The sequence below is a fragment of the Haladaptatus halobius genome, assembly GCF_020618475.1.
Classification (GTDB): Archaea; Halobacteriota; Halobacteria; order Halobacteriales; family Haladaptataceae; genus Haladaptatus; species Haladaptatus halobius.
In genome coordinates, this window is record NZ_CP085335.1 from 2,100,905 (window position 1) to 2,116,899 (window position 15,995).

The 15,995-nt window shown below is 63.3% G+C and carries 24 protein-coding genes; 10 read left to right on the plus strand and 14 right to left on the minus strand.

Going from position 1 to position 15,995, the window contains the following annotated elements; translation table 11 throughout:
- Positions 1 to 483 carry a hypothetical protein gene (locus LIW51_RS12260; RefSeq protein ID WP_227374406.1) on the minus strand — a complete coding sequence of 161 codons (483 nt, stop codon included), beginning with the start codon at positions 481 to 483 and terminating at the stop codon, positions 1 to 3.
- Between the two features lie 213 nt (positions 484 to 696).
- Between LIW51_RS12260 and LIW51_RS12265 the strand changes: the two genes are divergently transcribed.
- Complete coding sequence (locus tag LIW51_RS12265; RefSeq protein WP_227374407.1) at positions 697 to 1,011, plus strand: MTH1187 family thiamine-binding protein; 315 nt, start codon at positions 697 to 699, stop codon at positions 1,009 to 1,011.
- Between the two features lie 24 nt (positions 1,012 to 1,035).
- On the opposite strand, the gene LIW51_RS12270 is transcribed toward LIW51_RS12265, so the two are convergent.
- Positions 1,036 to 2,532, minus strand: coding sequence for a TrkH family potassium uptake protein (locus LIW51_RS12270; RefSeq protein ID WP_368411790.1), 1,497 nt, complete (start codon positions 2,530 to 2,532; stop codon positions 1,036 to 1,038).
- 109 nt (positions 2,533 to 2,641) lie between these two features.
- Between LIW51_RS12270 and mch the strand changes: the two genes are divergently transcribed.
- The 3 genes from mch to LIW51_RS12285 all read left to right on the plus strand — a co-directional run bounded on the left by mch (position 2,642) and on the right by LIW51_RS12285 (position 4,741).
- Positions 2,642 to 3,574, plus strand: coding sequence for a methenyltetrahydromethanopterin cyclohydrolase (gene mch / locus LIW51_RS12275; RefSeq protein WP_227374409.1), 933 nt, complete (start codon positions 2,642 to 2,644; stop codon positions 3,572 to 3,574).
- Positions 3,571 to 4,056 carry a double winged helix-containing putative transcriptional regulator gene (locus LIW51_RS12280; RefSeq protein WP_227374410.1) on the plus strand — a complete coding sequence of 162 codons (486 nt, stop codon included), beginning with the start codon at positions 3,571 to 3,573 and terminating at the stop codon, positions 4,054 to 4,056. The genes mch and LIW51_RS12280 overlap by 4 nt, the downstream gene beginning before the upstream one ends.
- Before the next feature lie 103 nt (positions 4,057 to 4,159).
- Positions 4,160 to 4,741 (plus strand): HAD family hydrolase, encoded by a 582-nt coding sequence (locus tag LIW51_RS12285; RefSeq protein WP_227374411.1) that lies wholly within the window; start codon positions 4,160 to 4,162, stop codon positions 4,739 to 4,741.
- Positions 4,742 to 4,900: 159 nt separating this feature from the next.
- On the opposite strand, the gene LIW51_RS12290 is transcribed toward LIW51_RS12285, so the two are convergent.
- The 8 genes from LIW51_RS12290 to LIW51_RS12320 form a co-directional block, all read right to left on the minus strand.
- Entirely contained in the window at positions 4,901 to 5,221 is a 321-nt protein-coding gene (locus LIW51_RS12290; RefSeq protein ID WP_227374412.1) for a hypothetical protein, read from the minus strand.
- A gap of 50 nt (positions 5,222 to 5,271) precedes the next feature.
- Positions 5,272 to 6,915 carry a GTPBP1 family GTP-binding protein gene (locus LIW51_RS12295; RefSeq protein ID WP_227374413.1) on the minus strand — a complete coding sequence of 548 codons (1,644 nt, stop codon included), beginning with the start codon at positions 6,913 to 6,915 and terminating at the stop codon, positions 5,272 to 5,274.
- An 87-nt stretch (positions 6,916 to 7,002) separates the two neighbouring features.
- A complete protein-coding gene (locus LIW51_RS12300) occupies positions 7,003 to 7,209 on the minus strand; it encodes a restriction endonuclease (RefSeq protein WP_227374414.1) in 207 nt (68 codons plus the stop codon).
- Positions 7,210 to 7,215: 6 nt separating this feature from the next.
- Positions 7,216 to 7,356, minus strand: a complete 141-nt coding sequence (locus LIW51_RS12305; protein WP_227374415.1) for a hypothetical protein — start codon at positions 7,354 to 7,356, stop codon at positions 7,216 to 7,218.
- Between the two features lie 104 nt (positions 7,357 to 7,460).
- Positions 7,461 to 7,736 (minus strand): PGF-CTERM sorting domain-containing protein, encoded by a 276-nt coding sequence (locus LIW51_RS39145; RefSeq protein WP_368411791.1) that lies wholly within the window; start codon positions 7,734 to 7,736, stop codon positions 7,461 to 7,463.
- Between the two features lie 75 nt (positions 7,737 to 7,811).
- Entirely contained in the window at positions 7,812 to 8,141 is a 330-nt protein-coding gene (locus tag LIW51_RS12310) for a hypothetical protein (RefSeq protein ID WP_227374416.1), read from the minus strand.
- Between the two features lie 36 nt (positions 8,142 to 8,177).
- Positions 8,178 to 8,858: a DUF7827 domain-containing protein gene (locus tag LIW51_RS12315; RefSeq protein ID WP_227374417.1), complete on the minus strand. Its 681-nt coding sequence runs from the start codon at positions 8,856 to 8,858 to the stop codon at positions 8,178 to 8,180.
- A 184-nt stretch (positions 8,859 to 9,042) separates the two neighbouring features.
- Complete coding sequence (locus LIW51_RS12320; protein WP_227374418.1) at positions 9,043 to 9,546, minus strand: J domain-containing protein; 504 nt, start codon at positions 9,544 to 9,546, stop codon at positions 9,043 to 9,045.
- Positions 9,547 to 9,623: 77 nt separating this feature from the next.
- Between LIW51_RS12320 and LIW51_RS12325 the strand changes: the two genes are divergently transcribed.
- On the plus strand, positions 9,624 to 9,845 hold the full coding sequence (locus LIW51_RS12325) for a hypothetical protein (RefSeq protein ID WP_227374419.1): 222 nt from the start codon (positions 9,624 to 9,626) through the stop codon (positions 9,843 to 9,845).
- 29 nt (positions 9,846 to 9,874) lie between these two features.
- Here the strand turns inward: LIW51_RS12325 and pyrF are convergent, their stop codons facing one another.
- Positions 9,875 to 10,672 carry an orotidine-5'-phosphate decarboxylase gene (gene pyrF / locus LIW51_RS12330; RefSeq protein WP_227374420.1) on the minus strand — a complete coding sequence of 266 codons (798 nt, stop codon included), beginning with the start codon at positions 10,670 to 10,672 and terminating at the stop codon, positions 9,875 to 9,877.
- A gap of 72 nt (positions 10,673 to 10,744) precedes the next feature.
- On the opposite strand from pyrF, the gene LIW51_RS12335 reads away from it, so the two are divergent.
- A complete protein-coding gene (locus tag LIW51_RS12335; protein ID WP_227374421.1) occupies positions 10,745 to 11,401 on the plus strand; it encodes an HAD family hydrolase in 657 nt (218 codons plus the stop codon).
- Here LIW51_RS12335 and LIW51_RS12340 read toward each other — a convergent pair.
- Positions 11,398 to 11,787, minus strand: a complete 390-nt coding sequence (locus LIW51_RS12340) for a DUF7993 family protein (RefSeq protein WP_227374422.1) — start codon at positions 11,785 to 11,787, stop codon at positions 11,398 to 11,400. The genes LIW51_RS12335 and LIW51_RS12340 overlap by 4 nt on opposite strands.
- Positions 11,788 to 11,811: 24 nt before the next feature.
- A complete protein-coding gene (locus LIW51_RS12345; RefSeq protein ID WP_227374423.1) occupies positions 11,812 to 12,258 on the minus strand; it encodes a DUF2240 family protein in 447 nt (148 codons plus the stop codon).
- Between the two features lie 91 nt (positions 12,259 to 12,349).
- Here LIW51_RS12345 and LIW51_RS12350 point away from each other — a divergent pair, with 91 nt between their 5' ends.
- Positions 12,350 to 12,724, plus strand: a complete 375-nt coding sequence (locus LIW51_RS12350) for a 30S ribosomal protein S8e (RefSeq protein ID WP_227374424.1) — start codon at positions 12,350 to 12,352, stop codon at positions 12,722 to 12,724.
- Between the two features lie 60 nt (positions 12,725 to 12,784).
- On the opposite strand, the gene LIW51_RS12355 is transcribed toward LIW51_RS12350, so the two are convergent.
- Positions 12,785 to 13,207, minus strand: a complete 423-nt coding sequence (locus tag LIW51_RS12355; RefSeq protein WP_227374425.1) for an ester cyclase — start codon at positions 13,205 to 13,207, stop codon at positions 12,785 to 12,787.
- Between the two features lie 115 nt (positions 13,208 to 13,322).
- On the opposite strand from LIW51_RS12355, the gene LIW51_RS12360 reads away from it, so the two are divergent.
- From LIW51_RS12360 to LIW51_RS12370, 3 genes are all read left to right on the plus strand, one after another.
- Positions 13,323 to 14,147, plus strand: a complete 825-nt coding sequence (locus LIW51_RS12360) for a helix-turn-helix transcriptional regulator (RefSeq protein ID WP_227374426.1) — start codon at positions 13,323 to 13,325, stop codon at positions 14,145 to 14,147.
- Positions 14,148 to 14,373: 226 nt separating this feature from the next.
- A complete protein-coding gene (gene mddA / locus LIW51_RS12365) occupies positions 14,374 to 15,147 on the plus strand; it encodes a methanethiol S-methyltransferase (RefSeq protein WP_227374427.1) in 774 nt (257 codons plus the stop codon).
- Between the two features lie 38 nt (positions 15,148 to 15,185).
- A complete protein-coding gene (locus LIW51_RS12370; RefSeq protein ID WP_227374428.1) occupies positions 15,186 to 15,989 on the plus strand; it encodes a class I SAM-dependent methyltransferase in 804 nt (267 codons plus the stop codon).
- The last annotated feature ends 6 nt before the right edge of the window (positions 15,990 to 15,995 follow it).

The following is a 15,995-nucleotide window of genomic DNA, read 5'->3' on the forward strand; positions in this document are numbered from 1 at the left end:
TCAGTACCTCCGCCGATTCTCCCGAACGCGAGCGACGACCGGAATCGAATCGGTCTCGACGTCGATGAATTTCTGCGCGACGAGCAGTTCGACGTTGAACAGCGCTGGGTCGAACTTCTCGAAGTTCACGCCGTCCAGGTAGATGAACGTCCCGTCGGGGCCGGAGGTTCGGTGCATCGGAACGTCGGCGTCGACGCGGTAGACGGTTCGATTGCCGCGTTCGACGACGCGAACAGTCTGCCCCGTGACGAGCATGACGTTTGCGACCGCCGATCGATTAGTGGTCTCCGATTTCGCCGAGACCGGTCGGTCGGTCGACATTGGTTCCCACGATAATGCGTCCCCCGTCGCGCCGAAATCGGCAGAGAGAGTCGTCGGAGCCGACGCCACTTCGTTCACGGATCGTGGCGCATCTGCCGACACCGCTAGCGCGGGTGCGACCGTACTGAAGATGACGAGCACGGCATACGAAACCGCCAGCATCGTTCGGAGGACATGGAGAGAACGTCCTCCGAACCGATGACCGGTAGATCGAGATTCGACACAAATATATAATTTCTTATTTATTTTAATTTCTATATCTTTCAGACTTATATCTTTAGACGCGATTATCAGCACTGAAACTGCTAGCGGACGCCACCGTACCGTCGGAAGTAAACCCATACACTGAGGTAGAAGGACGCCGATGGCTCACGTATGACCGTCATCGCACTCCTGAGCGTAGCACCGGTCACCAAAGGAAGCATGGCGAGCGAAGTAGCGAAAGCGGTCGAAGCGCTGGACGACTTCGACGTTTCGTACGAGACGAATCCGATGGGGACGGTTGTCGAAGCCGACTCCGCGGACGAACTCTTCGCCGCCGCGCAGGCCGCCCACGAAGCCGTGGACGGCGACCGAGTGAGCACGTTCCTCAAGATAGACGACAAGCGCACGAGCGACCAGAGCGCCGACGAGAAGGTGAAAGCGGTCGAGGACGCTCTCGGTTGGGAGGCGAAACGCGAACGCGAGTGACCGACCGACATTTTCACGGACGGCTTACGTCCGCCAGTACGAGGGCGTCAGCAACACGAGCACTGGGATTATCTCGATCCGTCCGACCCACATCAGGACGACCATTGCGAGCTTGGCGGTGTTCGAGAACGGTTCGTAGCTCCCGAACGGCCCGGCGATACCAAACGCAGGGCCGATGTTGAAGAACGTCGCCGCGGCTGCGCCCATCGCGTCGAACTCGCCGATATCGGGACCGTCCCGCGCGGTATCTATCACAAGGAATACCGTCGCGGCGGCGAAAAAGCAGAGAGATATGAGTGTGTACGCGTAGATATCTCGAATCGCCTCCTCGCTGACGACCTCGCCGCTCAACCGTACTGGTTGAATCACGGACGGGTGAGAGGAGGTGAATAAGTCCCGCCGGAACGCCTTTAGCACGACGAGCCAGCGGAGCACCTTGATGGAGCACGTTGTACTACCGGCCATTCCGCCGATGAACATGCAGACGAACAGGAGGTGTTTGGCGGAAGCCGACCACGCGTTGAAATCAACCGTCGCGAATCCGGTCGTCGTCATGATGGAAACGACCTGGAACGTCGCGTGACGGAGCACCTCCTCGACCGAACCGGGGAACTCGGCGTCGCTCGCGAGTACGACACCAACAGCACCGCTGAACAGGACGAGCAGGGAGACGTAGAACCGAAACTCCTCGCTTCGTCGGAAACGGGCGGTGTCCCCCTGGAGCAGAAAGTAGAGGAGGACGAAACTGGTCGCTCCGAGCGTCATGAACGGGATGGTCACCCACTGAATCGCAGGCGAAAAAGCGCCAATGCTCAACGGCTGCGGGGAAAATCCGCTCGTGGACACCGTGGTAAGTGGATGGGCGACAGCGTCGTAGAGGGTCATGTCCGGTGCGAAACCGACGAGGTGGAGGCCGTAGAAGACGACCATTTGGAGGACGGTTAACCCGACGTACAGCGTCGATAACAGGCGAGCGGTTTCCTCGATGCGTGGAGTCAACTTGTGAACGTCGCGCGTTCGGGTCTCCGTCTCCATCAACTGCGCACCACCGACGCCGAGTTCCGACAGAACCGCCGTCGCGAGCACGAGAATACCGAGTCCGCCGAGCCACTGGACGAGCTGTCGCCACAGCATGATCGAACGCGCGTGGAGTTCGAAGTCGACGATGACCGTCGCGCCGGTGGTCGTGATGCCGCTCGTGCTCTCGAATAGCGCGTTCACCGGATGAGAGAACGCTCCGCGTCCCGCAACGACGAACGGAATTGCGCCCATGAGCGCGATGGCGAGCCATGTGAGTGCGACCATCAAGAACGCCTCTCGATGACCGAGTTCGCGCTCGGCGGCGAGGTGTTCGAGGGCGAACCCGACGACCAGCGTAGTTATGATCGCCGCTAAAAACGGAGTGAGCGGCTCATCGTACAACAGCGCGACCACGAGCGGGACAGCGAGCGGCACCGCCAACCACTTCAGTATCGTGCCGACGAAACTGCAACTCGCACGCCAATCGACCCGAATCCTCACCATCTATCGGTAATCCACGACGGAGCAAGAAAAGCGAACCGTGACGTATTCGGCCGGAACACACGACGAACCGATAAACGGTTTACCGGACGACGCCCAATCCCGAGATATGGAGAGTCTCAACAGGATGGCCCTCGAACTCGTGGACGAGGCCATCGACTTCGCGGACGAACTGAACGTCGCCGCGTACGAACTGGACAATGAGGCGACCGTCCTCGACTTCGGAATCGAAGCCGACGGGGGAACGGAGGCCGGACTCCTCCTCGCGGAACTCCAGACCGCCGGATTGGCGACGGTACAGACTCGAATGGACGACGTTGCGGGCGCTCCGTTTCCAGTCGTCGAACTCTCGACCGACCACCCCGCAATCGCCCTGCTCTGCTCGCAGAAGGCGGGATGGGAACTCGGCGTCGAGGGTTTCGAGGGACTCGGAAGCGGGCCTGCACGCGCGCTGGTCGCCGAAGAAAGTGAGTTCCAGCGCGTCGGCTACACGGACGCCTTCGAGTTCGCCGTTCTCGCCGTGGAGTCCGACGTACTCCCGAACGAGGCGGTCGCAGAGCACGTCGCCGACCTCGCCGGTGTCGAACCGAACTCGGTCTACCTGCCGACGTTCGCCACGGGAAGCGTCGCCGGAAGCGTAACCGTCGCATCGCGCGCCGCCGAACTCGCCGTCTTCCGCCTCGCCGAACTCGGGTACGACCCGCTCGACATCCTCACAGCGACGGGGTCTGCCCCGGTCGCGCCGGTCAGCTACCACGAAGCGACCGCCATCGGGCGGACGAACGATGCGCTCGCCTACGGCGGACGAGTTCATCTCACCGTCCGCGAAGAGTTCGACCGATTCGACGAACTTCCCTCGACCGCGAGCGACGAGTACGGCACGCCGTTCGAGACGTTCTTCGACGACGCCGAGTGGGTGTTCGAGGAGATACCCGAGAGCGTCTTCGCCCCGGCGCAGGTGACCGTGGACGTCGTGAACGGCCCGACGCACGTCCTCGGAGAGACGAACCACGACCTGCTCGCGGACAGTTTCGACCTGTGAAGTTCAAACTCGTCCCCGAAGCGCCGGACGACCTCACACTCCTGGCCGACGCCCAGCGCGCCGTCCCGCTGGTTCCCGGCACGGAGGACGACTGCTGTGCCCGACTGATGGAGCGACTCGACTTTCCGAGCCGCGACGTGGCGCGGACGTGGCTCACCTTTCTCCGGGCGCTCGGACTGGCGGAGGAAACCCGGTCGGGGTTCGCCCGCGTACGCCGCGACGCCGACCGGGACGAACTGGCCGACGCGTTCGAGACGCGAGTGTACGGCGTCGCCACCGTCCTCGACCGCTTGGACGAGTCCGGCCCGCTATCGGCGGAGGCGGCGTTCGAGGAGTTCCGCGAGGAGATTCCGACGTGGGAGCGCCACAAAGACCCGATCAGGGTGGAGGACGTGTGGCGCGAGCGAATCGGAAACCTGTTGGACTGGGCGGTGCTGTTCGGATTGGCGGAGCGCACCGACGGTGGGTATCGGCGGGCGTGAGTCGGGCCGGGAGCGTGACCATCGACCCGGAGTGGTTCAGGTTTCGCATATAAATCTACGGACAGCATCTCGTTTTTATCCCCTCGGCGGGCAGTTTTACGCGATGACCGTAGACGCCGTTCTCTTCGATTTGGACGACACGCTGCTGGAGTACGAACAGAACTCGCGGGACGTGCTGTCGGCGTCGTTCGACCGAACGGGGATCGAGCCGTTCTTCGATCTTCCGGACTACCTCGCCCGCTACGACGAGTTTCTCGAACCGGGGATCGGCGTGGACGAGCAACGAGCCAACTGTTTCGCGGCGATAGCGAGCGAGTGGGGGTACGGCGAGGAGACAGGGCGCGCAGTTGCGGACGCATTCGCCGAGATACGCGACCATTCGAGGGTGCGATATCTGCCCAGCGCAGCCGAAACCCTCGAAACCCTCGCAGGTTCCCACGCGCTCGGAATCGTCACGAACGGGTCGCCCGCGATGCAACGAACGAAGATGGCCGCCCTCAGAATCGAGGAGTACGCCGATGCGGTCGTGTTCGCCGGACACGACGCGCCCGCGAAACCGAATCAGGAGCCCTTCGAGCGTGCACTTTCGGAACTCGATTCCTCACCAAGACATGCAGTTCACGTCGGCAACCCGCTGGAAACGGACGTTTCCGGCGCGAAAGCTGCGGGACTCAGAACGGTGTAAGTTTCGGCCGACCCTAGTGTGATACCCGACCCCCGCCCCGACTTCACCTTCGAGACGCTCCACCCGCTCGGCGAGCACCCGTGGCGGCGAGCGTAGATTTATATACCGAGACGGAACCACTCCGAATCGATGCGCGAAATCGTCACCCCGTTCGCCCGCTCACTCTCGGGTTTGCAGATACTCGTAGCCGACGCTTCCCAACATCATTAGTCCGACAGCGACGAGGGCGAGTTCCCACCAGCCCCCACCGAACAGATACTCGACGACACCCCAGACGGTCATCCCCACCCAGAGTGCCACTTGGTACCAGCGTTCGCGGGTCGCGTCTCGAAACACACCCACGGCGAGCACCCCGAAGATGTAGAGTGCTGGCAAGAACGTGACGAACTCGTCCACGTCACCTGACCGCAGGTGCGAGTATTCTATCCAGAGACCGACCAGAAGCAGGAGGGAGACGAACGCCTTGGCAACCGCCGTCACGTCGAACTGCGCTCGACATACGCCACCGTCAGGGTGGCGAGAAAATAAACCTACTCGACCGGCGTCACGTCGGTCACGGTTCCGACGCCCTTGCTCTGGCCCTCGCGGAAGACGAACCGCTGGCCCTCCTCCACGAGGTAGGGTCGGAACTTGAACCGGGCCATCGTGGTCCCCTTGTCGCCGGGGAGGAGATGGCCCCCCTCGGGTTCGAAGACGGCGGTCTCGCTGATCGTTTCGAGGTGGACGACCGGTTCGTAGCCGATACCGATGCGCGTCGGGTGGTTCAACACCATCACCTCGGCCTCGAATTCGCGGACCGGAGTGGGGTCTGCGTCCGCCGGGAGCAAGACCATGCCGCGCTCGATATCCGCCTCTCGGACGCCTTTGAGTGCGATACCGACGATACGGCCTGCTTTGGCTTCGTCCACGCGGTGGTAGTGCATCTCGATGGAGCGCACTTCGACTCGGCGGAAGCCGCCATCCGGCATCGGCCCGAGGAGGAGTTCGTCGCCCGCCTCGACCAATCCGGAGTTGATGGTGCCACTCGCCACCGCGCCGACGCCGGTCACGCTGTAGGTGCGGTCGATGTACATCCGAAACTCGCCGCTGTCGGCGGTCGTCTTCGGCAGTTGCTCGAACATGGCGTCGAGGGAGTCCAGACCGTCCATCGTGACCGCGCTGGTCATCAGGACAGGAACCACGTCCTCGCTCACCTCCTCGATGGCGGTGTCGACGCCGTGGCGTTCGACCCGCAGGGGCGTCTTGCCGACTTCGCGGAGCAGTCGTTCGACTTCGCGTTCGACCTCCTTCGCCCGGTCGTCGTCCACGATATCGGTCTTGGTGATGGCGACGATGGTGGGAAGTTCGGTCGCCAACAGGATGCCGAGATGTTCGCGCGTCGTCTTCGTCGGCCCGTCGTCCGCGGCGACGGTGAGCAGGCCGTAGTCGAGTTTCTGCCCGACGAGACCGCGAATCGTGGTGCGGAGCCACGGTTCGTGGCCGACGGTGTCCACGAACGAGACGAGTCGATCGCTCTCTTCGACCACGCGTGCGCGGTCTGACTTGCGGTGGGGGTTGTCCATGTGGACGGAGCCGTCGTCGTCGAACCCGTAGACGGCGTACGAGAGGTCGGCGCTGAGACCGCGCTGAATCTCGTGCGGTTGTACGTCGAGATAGCCTCGCGTGCCACCCTCTCCGTCGTCAGACTGCCCGGTGACGAGACTGCCGATGAGCGTGCTCTTTCCGTGGTCGACGTGGCCCGCCGTGCCGACGACGATGTGCTCGCTGTCGGTGTCGAGAACCGCCCCTTCGCGGACGGTGGCGACGCCGACGAGTCCGCCGCTTTCGTCCCGCGTCGTCGCTCGGGTGTGCGTGTTCTTGTCGTCGATACCCCACGTTTGAACGTCTTCGATGTGCGCGCCAGCCTCCTCCGCGAGAAGCGAGAGGACATCCATCGTCTCGGAGAAAACATCCGGGCTGATGCCCGCCAGTCCGCCGTCGTCGGTGACGCCGACGACGTACGTCGCCTCACCGTCTCCGGAGAGGACGCGGTGCCGGAGTTGTGCGGCGAGACTCTCCATTCGTCCTTCGGCGAGGTGGATCTCCCTCGTCAGTCGTTCCTTGAACTCCACGCTGCCGCCCTCGTGCTCTCCGCGGTCGAGAGCACGCTGCAAGGCGGCGCGGTCAGCGCTCATGAGCACGGGTTAGGGCCGACAGGGCAAAAGATTTGCCCGCGTTGCGGGCCGGTTCGCACTGAACTGAGACAGAGTATCCGGCGCGCGTTACGGTTCGGCGGACAGCTTCTCGTCGCGGACGAAGCGAACGCGGAGACCGCCGTGTTTCGCCGTTTCGCTCACCACGATGGTACGCAGTTTCTCGCCGTCGACCAGTTGTACACCGGCCTGTCCCCCGATCTTCTGCGCGTCGTCGGTGAACGTCCCCGGCGTGACGACGGCACCGTCGTCGACCCCGTACTGCTTACAGAGCATGACGAACTATTGAAGCGCCTTCCCGCTGACACCCTCGCCGGTCGCCGGTCTCGCCCAGATGAGACCCTCCGCGCCTTCGCGTTGGAGCGTGACGAACGACTTTCCGGATTTCGTCGTCACTTGCGTCTGCCACCCTGTTTCTGCCACAGGGCCACGACGGACCGAGCGAACTTCGACTGCTCCATCTTCCATATCATGGTCTGCGGGGGGACGCGGGGTTTGTGCTGGTTTCCTCACTCATTGTATGAAAACTATCTCATACATCGTTGCCTGCGCCTGACGACGAGAAACGCCGCCGCCGCGAGCGCGACGAGCGCGACTGACACGTCGAATCCCCGAAGGTCGCCTTTCGAGACCGTCAGCGCGGTAATCGGCTGTTCGGTCGGAACGGGCGTGGCCGTCGAAGTCGCCGCGGTCGCGATGGTCGTGGTCGTCGCCGTCGTCGTTGTGGTGGTGGTCGTCGTGGTTGTGGTCGGCGGAGTATGTGTCTTCGGCGGTGCAGAAGCGACGACGCCTTTGACCGTGATGTCCTGGTTGTGTAGTTCGACCGTGAATTCCGTGTCCGACGCAACGCTACTGAAATCGAACGACGTACCGAACGTTCAATTTTCCGTGACCGTCGCGGTCTCCGGCCAGAAGAACGGGTTCTTTCCTTCGTCGAACGCGGTGACGTTGATCGTCGTCCCCGGCGCGAGCGTCGTGTTCCCTCCGATGGTCGTCTCGTTCTCCACGACTATCACGTCGCCCGTGTAGTCGAGTTCGACCCGACGTTCGACGACGGTGAAACTCGTCGTCGCCGTCTCGGGGTCGTTGACCAAGGGATTGTCCGCACCGATCTCGAACGTGACCTCGTACTCGTCGCCGACTTCGATGCCGTACTCAGGCTTCAAAGTGTCGAGAACGAGATAGAGCTTATCGTTTTCTTCGTTCAAAAATCGCGTCGCATCGGTACCGTCGAACTCGTTCGGTTAGGTGTTTCGCTCGTAGTTGGATTCGTAGAAGCTGACGGTGACGTTCTCGGCACCGCCGCTGAGATTCGGCCGCTCGATGAACCCGCCGAGACCGGAGGCGTCGAGCGCGAGCACGAACTGGTCACCTTTCGCTATCGTCCCGTTCTCCGTCTCGGACGCCGCCTTCCGCAGGTCGTCGGGGGATTCGAACTTCGAAACGTCGGTGTTGGCCGGGAGAACCATCATCTTCGCATCGCCCGTTTCGCGCTCTTTCACCGTGAACGACCCGACTTCCTGCGTGATACCGCCGACCGTGACGTTCATGTCGTACATGCCGCGCTGGAGCGGCCCGGTTTCCGAGAGGATCTCGGCAGTGCGGCCACACATACCGCCTTCGACCAGCGTGACGGCACTCTTGTTGTCTCTGACCTGGTAGGTGTTGATGGCGAGCGTCGTCTTCCCTTTCGGCACCTTCACCTGCACCCAGAATCCGTCGTCCGGTGACCCGAGGTTCACGGTCGCCCGTTCGCTCGCGCGGACGGTGACCTCGATAACGTCGCCGCGCTCGTCGCTGACGGTCGTGTCCGCAAAATTCGCTTGCTTCGCGTCCACGACGCCGGACGTAACCAGCGGCGCGACGACGAGCGAGCAGAGGAGGATGGCGACCAGCCACGTCGGTGCGTTATCGTCAGTGTTCAACGGTAGACACCCATTCGACATTTTCGATGAGGGAGTTTTCGAAACCGGGTATTCCGGCGCACTAGGGCGTCAGTGGCCGGAGTCGATGATGTCTGCATGGTAGAATACGAGAGGTATTATAGTCCAATTGGTATAAATTCGTCCGTAAATACCGCACGTGATAATCAGGACTCAGGTGCCGCGGTCAGCGGTCGTCCTGCAGTCGTTCGTACGCTCGATTGACTCGTTTGAACGCCTCCTCGTTCCCGTCCTTCCGGTCGGGGTGGGCGCTCTTTACCTTCTTGCGGTACGCTTGCCGAACCGCATCGTCGTCCGCGTCCGGCGAGAGTCCTAGGATTCGGTACGCCTCCGCCACACTCGGACCGGACGGGCCGCCGACCGCGGCTTGCGTGCGCGCGCGGTCGTACGTTCGTCGGCGCGTTCGCTGGCGCGTCCGGCGGTGCGATCGCTCGCGCGTCGCGCCGGAATTCGGCCCAAATCCGGCGTTCGCGTCACCGTACACCGCCTCCCGCTCGACCTTCTCGGCGAGACGTCCCGTCGCGTGGTACCACAGGATGGCCGCCGTGATGCCGAACGGCACCGCGAAGACGACGAGAAACAGGTTGTACACTAAACCAAGAGTTCCCAACGAAACCGTGATACCGGCGAAGACGGCGGCGATACCGAGCAGGAGGCGCGACCTGTGCACGAGTTCGCTACGAGCGGGCGGGTGTTAAGCCTCTCGCCGCCCCCACACTGATACCGCTCGCCGTTGAACCGTCGAGTATGAGCGTCAGTGGCCTGTGCCAGATCTGTGAAGCCGCCGAGGCGACCCACGACTGCGATCGCTGCGGCGCCCTCGTCTGCACCGAACACTGGAACCGCGAGAGCGGCCTCTGCGTCGAGTGCATGGCGGAGGTCGGCGGGGGACGGGAGCAGAAACCCAAAGAACCGGGGGCGGAGGACATCACCCCGCCGGACACCGACGACGGCACGCACCAGCTCTGAGAACGCCGATTCGCCGCTCGAGAACCGGCCTACCGATAACGGTTCAACTGCTTTTTGAGTCGCTTCGCCGCCTGCCCCGCCGCCTTATCGAAGTGCTCGCCCGCGTCCTTGCCCGCGAAGATGATTCCCCGCGAGGAGTTGACCAGCCCCGCTCCGTCCGCGAGGGCGTGGGTCGCCGCCGCCTCCGCGTCGCCGCCCTGCGCCCCGACGCCGGGAACGAGGAACGGGAGGTTCGGCACTCGTTCCCGGATTTCTTCGAGTTCGTCCGGGGTCGTCGCGCCGACGACGAGTCCGACGTTCCCGTTCGCGTTCCAGAGGTCGGCGAGCGAGGCGACCCGCTCGTACACCGACTCGCCCGACGCCAATTCGAGGTCTTGAACGTCGGTTCCGCCGGGGTTGGAGGTTCGACAGAGAATGAACACGCCCTTCTCCTCGTGCGAGAGGAACGGTTCGAGCGAGTCGCGGCCCATGTAGGGATTGACCGTGATGGCGTCGGCCTTATCAAGCAGTTCCGCGTACTTTCTGGCCGTGTTGCCGATATCGGCGCGTTTCGCGTCCAACAGAACCGGCACGTCCTTTCCGTGCGCGTACGCGATGGTCTCTTGGAGCGCGGCCCATCCGTCGGCGTCCTCGTAGAAGGCGAGGTTCGGCTTGAACGCCGCCGCGTGTTCGTGCGTCGCGTCGATGATCCGGCGGTTGAACGCCCATCGCGGCAGGTCGTACTCGGCGAGGTGCTCGGGGATGCGGTCGATGTCCGCGTCGAGGCCGACGGAGACGATGCTGTCGGTCGCCACGATGCGATCCGCGAGGCGGTCGAAAAAGTTCATATCCCGAGATTTTCGCGGTGAGTCATGGATGTATCGAACTGATAAAGAGTGCTCGCGTCCTACCCGGAGCAAATGCGCGTAACCGCCGTGGGTTTCGACCTCGACGACACACTCGCTGTGACCGAGCGGCCGCGAGACGAACTTCTCGCGGCCGCGACGGACGCAGTGGACGCCCCGACGCTCTCCCGCGACGAGTATCTCGACGCCCACGGTCGGCACCTCGCCAGCGAGACGCGACGGCCGATCTTCGCCGACCTGCTCTCCGACGAGAGCGATACCTCGCCCGACGAACTCGCGGAGGCCTACCGAACCGCGATACTCGACGCCCTCACGCCGCTCGAAAACATCACTGACCTGTTCGAGACGCTCCGCCGCGACTACCGCGTCGGCGTGCTCACCAACGGTCCAGTCGTCGCTCAGCGGGGGAAACTCGCGGAACTCGGGTGGGATGGTCGCTTCGACGCGGCAGTCGTCACGGGCGAACTTGACGCCGGGAAGCCCGACGGGCGAGCGTTCGAGACGCTCTGTGCCGAACTCGACTCGCCGCCGAACGAGACGGTGTATGTCGGCGACGACCCAGAGATGGACGTTCGGGGCGCGAAAGATGCGGGGCTGATGGCGGTGCAAGTCCTGTACCCGAACGGGCCGGAACCGGAACCGGCGGCCGACGCCTACGTCGACCGCGACGAACTCGTCACGAAGTTGCCCGACGTGCTCGCGTCGCTCTAACGAACCGCCGCGACGAGGGCGTCGACGGCGCGTTTGACCTCCGCACCGCTCTCGACGAAGACGAGGACGCGGGGCGGTTCGACCGCCTTCGGACGGACGCGGAGACCGGCTTCGCGGGCCACCTTCTCCGCGTCCTCGATACCTTCGGAGAGTTCGACGCGAACCCGGTCGGACTGGACGAACACGCCCGCGACGACCTTACCGCCACCGTCGACCTCGCCGTTCCGTTCGATCTCGTAGGCCAGCGCACCGTCGGCGGTCGGTTCGACGTTCCGGTTCGCGTTCACGACACCGAGCGAATCGAGCGGCGGATCTTCGCGGCCGTCGACCTCGGACGAGAGAATCTGCGCGATGCGTACCCCGTCGGTGACTCTATCCTCGACCATACGCTCCGTAGACGAGGCGGAGGCTTACACTTTGAGGTCTGCGAGCGCCTCGTCGGCTTCGGCGCTCACGTCGATGCTCCTCCGGCGGGCGTAGAGGATAGCCGCCGCTTCGACCGTGACGCCGACGCGCTGCTGGAGTTCGTTTATCTCGGCGACCGCGGTCTGTTTCGCGGTGCCGCCGGAGACGACCTTGTCGAGCACCTTCTCGAACGTCGATTGCTCCTGTAGGAGGCGCTCGTCGGGGGTGAACTCCTCCGGTATCTCGACTGCGGCTGGGTCGAACTCCGCGACCAGTTCGTCGCCCTCGTGCGCGAGCAGTCCTTGACCGCTGGCGACGTTCACCAGTCGCTTCGCTTGGTCGGGTGAGAACCAGTCGCGGTCGAGCGACAGCGCAACGACGAACTCGCTTTTCCGCATTCGTTCGCGGCCCTTCTGTTGAAACGGAGCGGCGACGGCGATCCGCAGACTCATCGTCCGGCGGAACTGAACGCGACGGCCTAAATCTGCCGATGTCGAACCGCGAATCGAGTCATTGAAGTGTTTCGTCGCCGACCCTCACGATATGAAAGACCAAGGACGCTCCACGCGAAAGCGAACCGGCGGTCGATTGCGACCGATCAAGAAGAAAAAGAAGTACGAACTCGGTCGTGAACCGACCGAGACGCAGGTCGGCGAACCCCGATACCGCACCATCGACGCTCGCGGCCGCAACTCCAAGATTCGCGCGCTCACAACCGACGTCGCCAACGTGACCACCGACGGCGAGACGGTGAGTGCGACGATCACCGACGTGGTCGAGAATGGCGCGAATCCGAACTACGCCCGCCGGAACATCATCACGAAGGGCGCCATCATCGACACGGACGAGGGCACGGCGCGCGTGACCTCCCGCCCCGGCCAGACCGGACAGGTCAACGCGGTGCTCGTGGACGAGTAACCGATTCGATTTTTCTCCGATTTCGGCGGGTTTCGAGCGACGACGCTCCCGTTTTCTCGTTCACTGAATCGAAGCGCCGAGCTGTTGTGCTAGTCCGAGCATATCGCTCTGCGTCCACGTTTCGACGAGTTCGCCGTCCTCGAAGCGGTTTATCTCGATGGCGGTCAGCGTCACCCGCTTGCCCGTCGGGTCGATATCGAACAGCGGCCCTTCGTGAGTGCCGGTCATCGTCCACCGGAGGGTCACCGTGTCGGCCGCCGATATCGCGTCATCGATGGTGAACTCCATATCCGGAAATATCTCCCGCGTCGTGCTAGTGAGCGCCCTGTACAGTTCCGGGCCGCGTAACTCCTCGGCGATGGCTCGGTCGTGGATGAAGTACTCAGATCCGACGAGTTCGTCCGCGACGGCCGGATTCTCACCGTTCCAGACCCCTCGGTAGAGTCTGTGAAGTCGTTCTTCGTGTTCTTCGGGTGTCGTCATCGGAGGTGGAGAATCGGTGCTGACGGTATTAATAGTGGCATGCTATCCGCGGAAACTGGGTCGGCGTGAAGCCGACGAACGAGGAATTATGTGGTGCGCTCACAAAGGACATACCATGTATTCGAGTTCGTCTCCGCTCGACGACATCGAGTTTCTCGCTCGGTCGGAGCATCGCGTCGGGGTGCTCGACGCGCTGGCCGAACGACCCCGTGATCGGAACGACCTGCGCGCCGCGACGGGTGCCTCGTCGCCGACCATGGGGCGGATTCTCGCCGACTTCGAAAACCGACGATGGGTCGCTCGGAACGAGGGAACCTACGAACTGACGCGGCTGGGCGAGTTCGTCGCCGAGATGTTTTTGGATCTCCGCAAGGCGATGGAGACGGAACGAAAACTGCGAGACGTTTGGCAGTGGCTCCCGCGCGAGATGGACGGGTTCACGGTCGACCTGTTCGCCGACGCGGTGGTCTCTTACCCGGGCGCGGGGTATCCGTACCAGCCCGTCGAACGCGTTACGCAACTCATCGAACGAACCGAGGCGATGCGCGGGTTCGGAACCACGGTGCTGAAATCGAGCAATCTCGAGACGGCCTGCCAATCCATCCTCGACGGCATGGAGTTCGAGTTCGTCTACTCGCCTGAAGTGTTGGAGGCGATCGTCTCGTGGAATCCCGCGAAAGTCGCCGAAGCGGCCGCCTGCGAGAACTGCACGACCTTGCTGCACGACTCCCTCCCCGACAACGAGTGGTGCGGGCTCGGCATCTACGACGACTGCGTCGGTATCTGCTGTCACGACATCGAAACGGGTACCCTTCGGGCGGTCGTGGACACCGACGCCCCGGAAGCACGCGCGTGGGCGGAGTCGGTCTACGAACGTGTCAGAAACGAGGCCCGACCGCTCGACGAGGACGCCCTCGTCTCGAGCGACCGACTCGCGTGAGCAACCGTCCGTCTATCACCGAAGGAACGCTGCTTTCACGCGGTGAAATATTTCGCTAGACATTTATACGTCTCTCCCTGCAGTACCGTCTCGTACCGAGAGGCGAAGGTATGAGCCCGAGACAACAGGACTCCCGAAGACGCGTGCCCGGCGAGGTTGACGTCGAGGACGATGCGGTCACGACCGATGACGATGTCGCCGCTTGCAGCGATGGAGCGTGCTGACGATGCCGAACCGCTCCCTGCATCGCTACACGGCGTTCGGTTACGGTTGGATCGCGTACCTCGTCGCCTTGGCGTCGGTCGCGTACGCCGTCGGATTCCTTGCGAACGTCGTCCCGAAGTCGGTCGATTCCGGAGCCACGCACTCGCTCGGGAACCCATTGGTCGTGAACGTCGCTCTCATCGGCCTGTTCGGACTCCAGCACAGTCTGATGGCCCGCCCGGGCTTCAAGGCCGTGTGGACGCGGTTCGTTCCCGAACCGGTCGAACGCAGCACTTACGTCCTGCTCGCGAGTCTCGCGCTCGTCGTCCTCATGTGGGGGTGGCGGCCGCTCCCGGCGGTCGTCTGGCGGGTCGACGGCGTCCCGGAACCGCTCCTCTGGGCGGTCTACCTCGGGGGATGGCTCCTCATGTTCGCAGCCATCTACATGATAGACAAGGACGACCTCATGGGGCTCCGGCAGGTCAGGGCGTATCGAGCCGAGCGCGAACCGGAGCCGATAGACTTCCAGACGCCGTACCTGTATCGCTACGTTCGGCACCCACTCGTGACGGGGTTCGTGGTCGCATTTTGGGCGACCTCACGGATGACCGTCGGCCACCTCGTCTTCGCCGTCGGGATGACCGGCTACATCCTTGTCGGCGTGAAGCTCGAGGAGCGAGATCTCGTGGCCACCTTCGGGGACCGGTACCGTCGGTACCAGGCGGAGGTGCCCATGTTCGTCCCGCGGCCGGGGCGGGCGGTCTCGCCGTCGCCGGACGAGACGGACGACGGCTGAAAAGTGACCACCATCTCAGTAACAATCAGGAGTCAATCATGACACAACCCACGCCGAAGACGAAAGAACAGATACGAAAGGAATGGTCGGTAGGGTCGTACCCGTCCCTTGCGACGGCGTTCCTACCGATGGCGGCCGAACTCGTCGATGCCGCTAGCGTCGAATCACGCGACCGCATCCTCGACGTCGCCTGTGGAACTGGTAACGTCGCTCTCACCGCCTATCGACGGGGAGCGCACGTCACTGGTGTGGACATCACGCCGGCGATGCTCGACGTGGCCCGCGAGCGAGCGACGGTGGTCGATGCGAATATCGATTGGCGGGACGGCGACGCCGCTTCCCTCCCGTTCGAGGACGACGCGTTCGACAGCAGCCTTTCGTGTTTGGGCCACATGTTCGCCGACGATGCGAACGCGGCGGCGACCGAACTCGTTCGAGTTACCGAATCGGGAGGCCGCGTCGCCTTTACCTCCTGGACGCCGGAGAGCGGAATCGCCGCGATGATGACGGTGCTTTCGGAATTCATTCCGCCGCGACCGGATTCACCGCCACCGCCCTTCCTTTGGGGCGACCCGAATACCGTCCGCGACCGATTCGGCGATCGGGTCGAGGAGTTGAGCTTCGAAGCGAGGGTGATCGGTTATCCGGCCGTCTCCCCGGCCCATTTCTGGGAGTCCATGACGACCGATTCGGGCCCGATTGTGGTCGCACTCGAAGGCGTCGATGAGGGAGCGTCGTCGACCCTTCGTGAGGAGATGGTCGAAGCGCTCGGTCGCTACTTCTCGGACGCCGACAACGCGATGGAGTTAGAGTATAGGGTAGTCACGGCGACGGTCGCGTGAACCGCC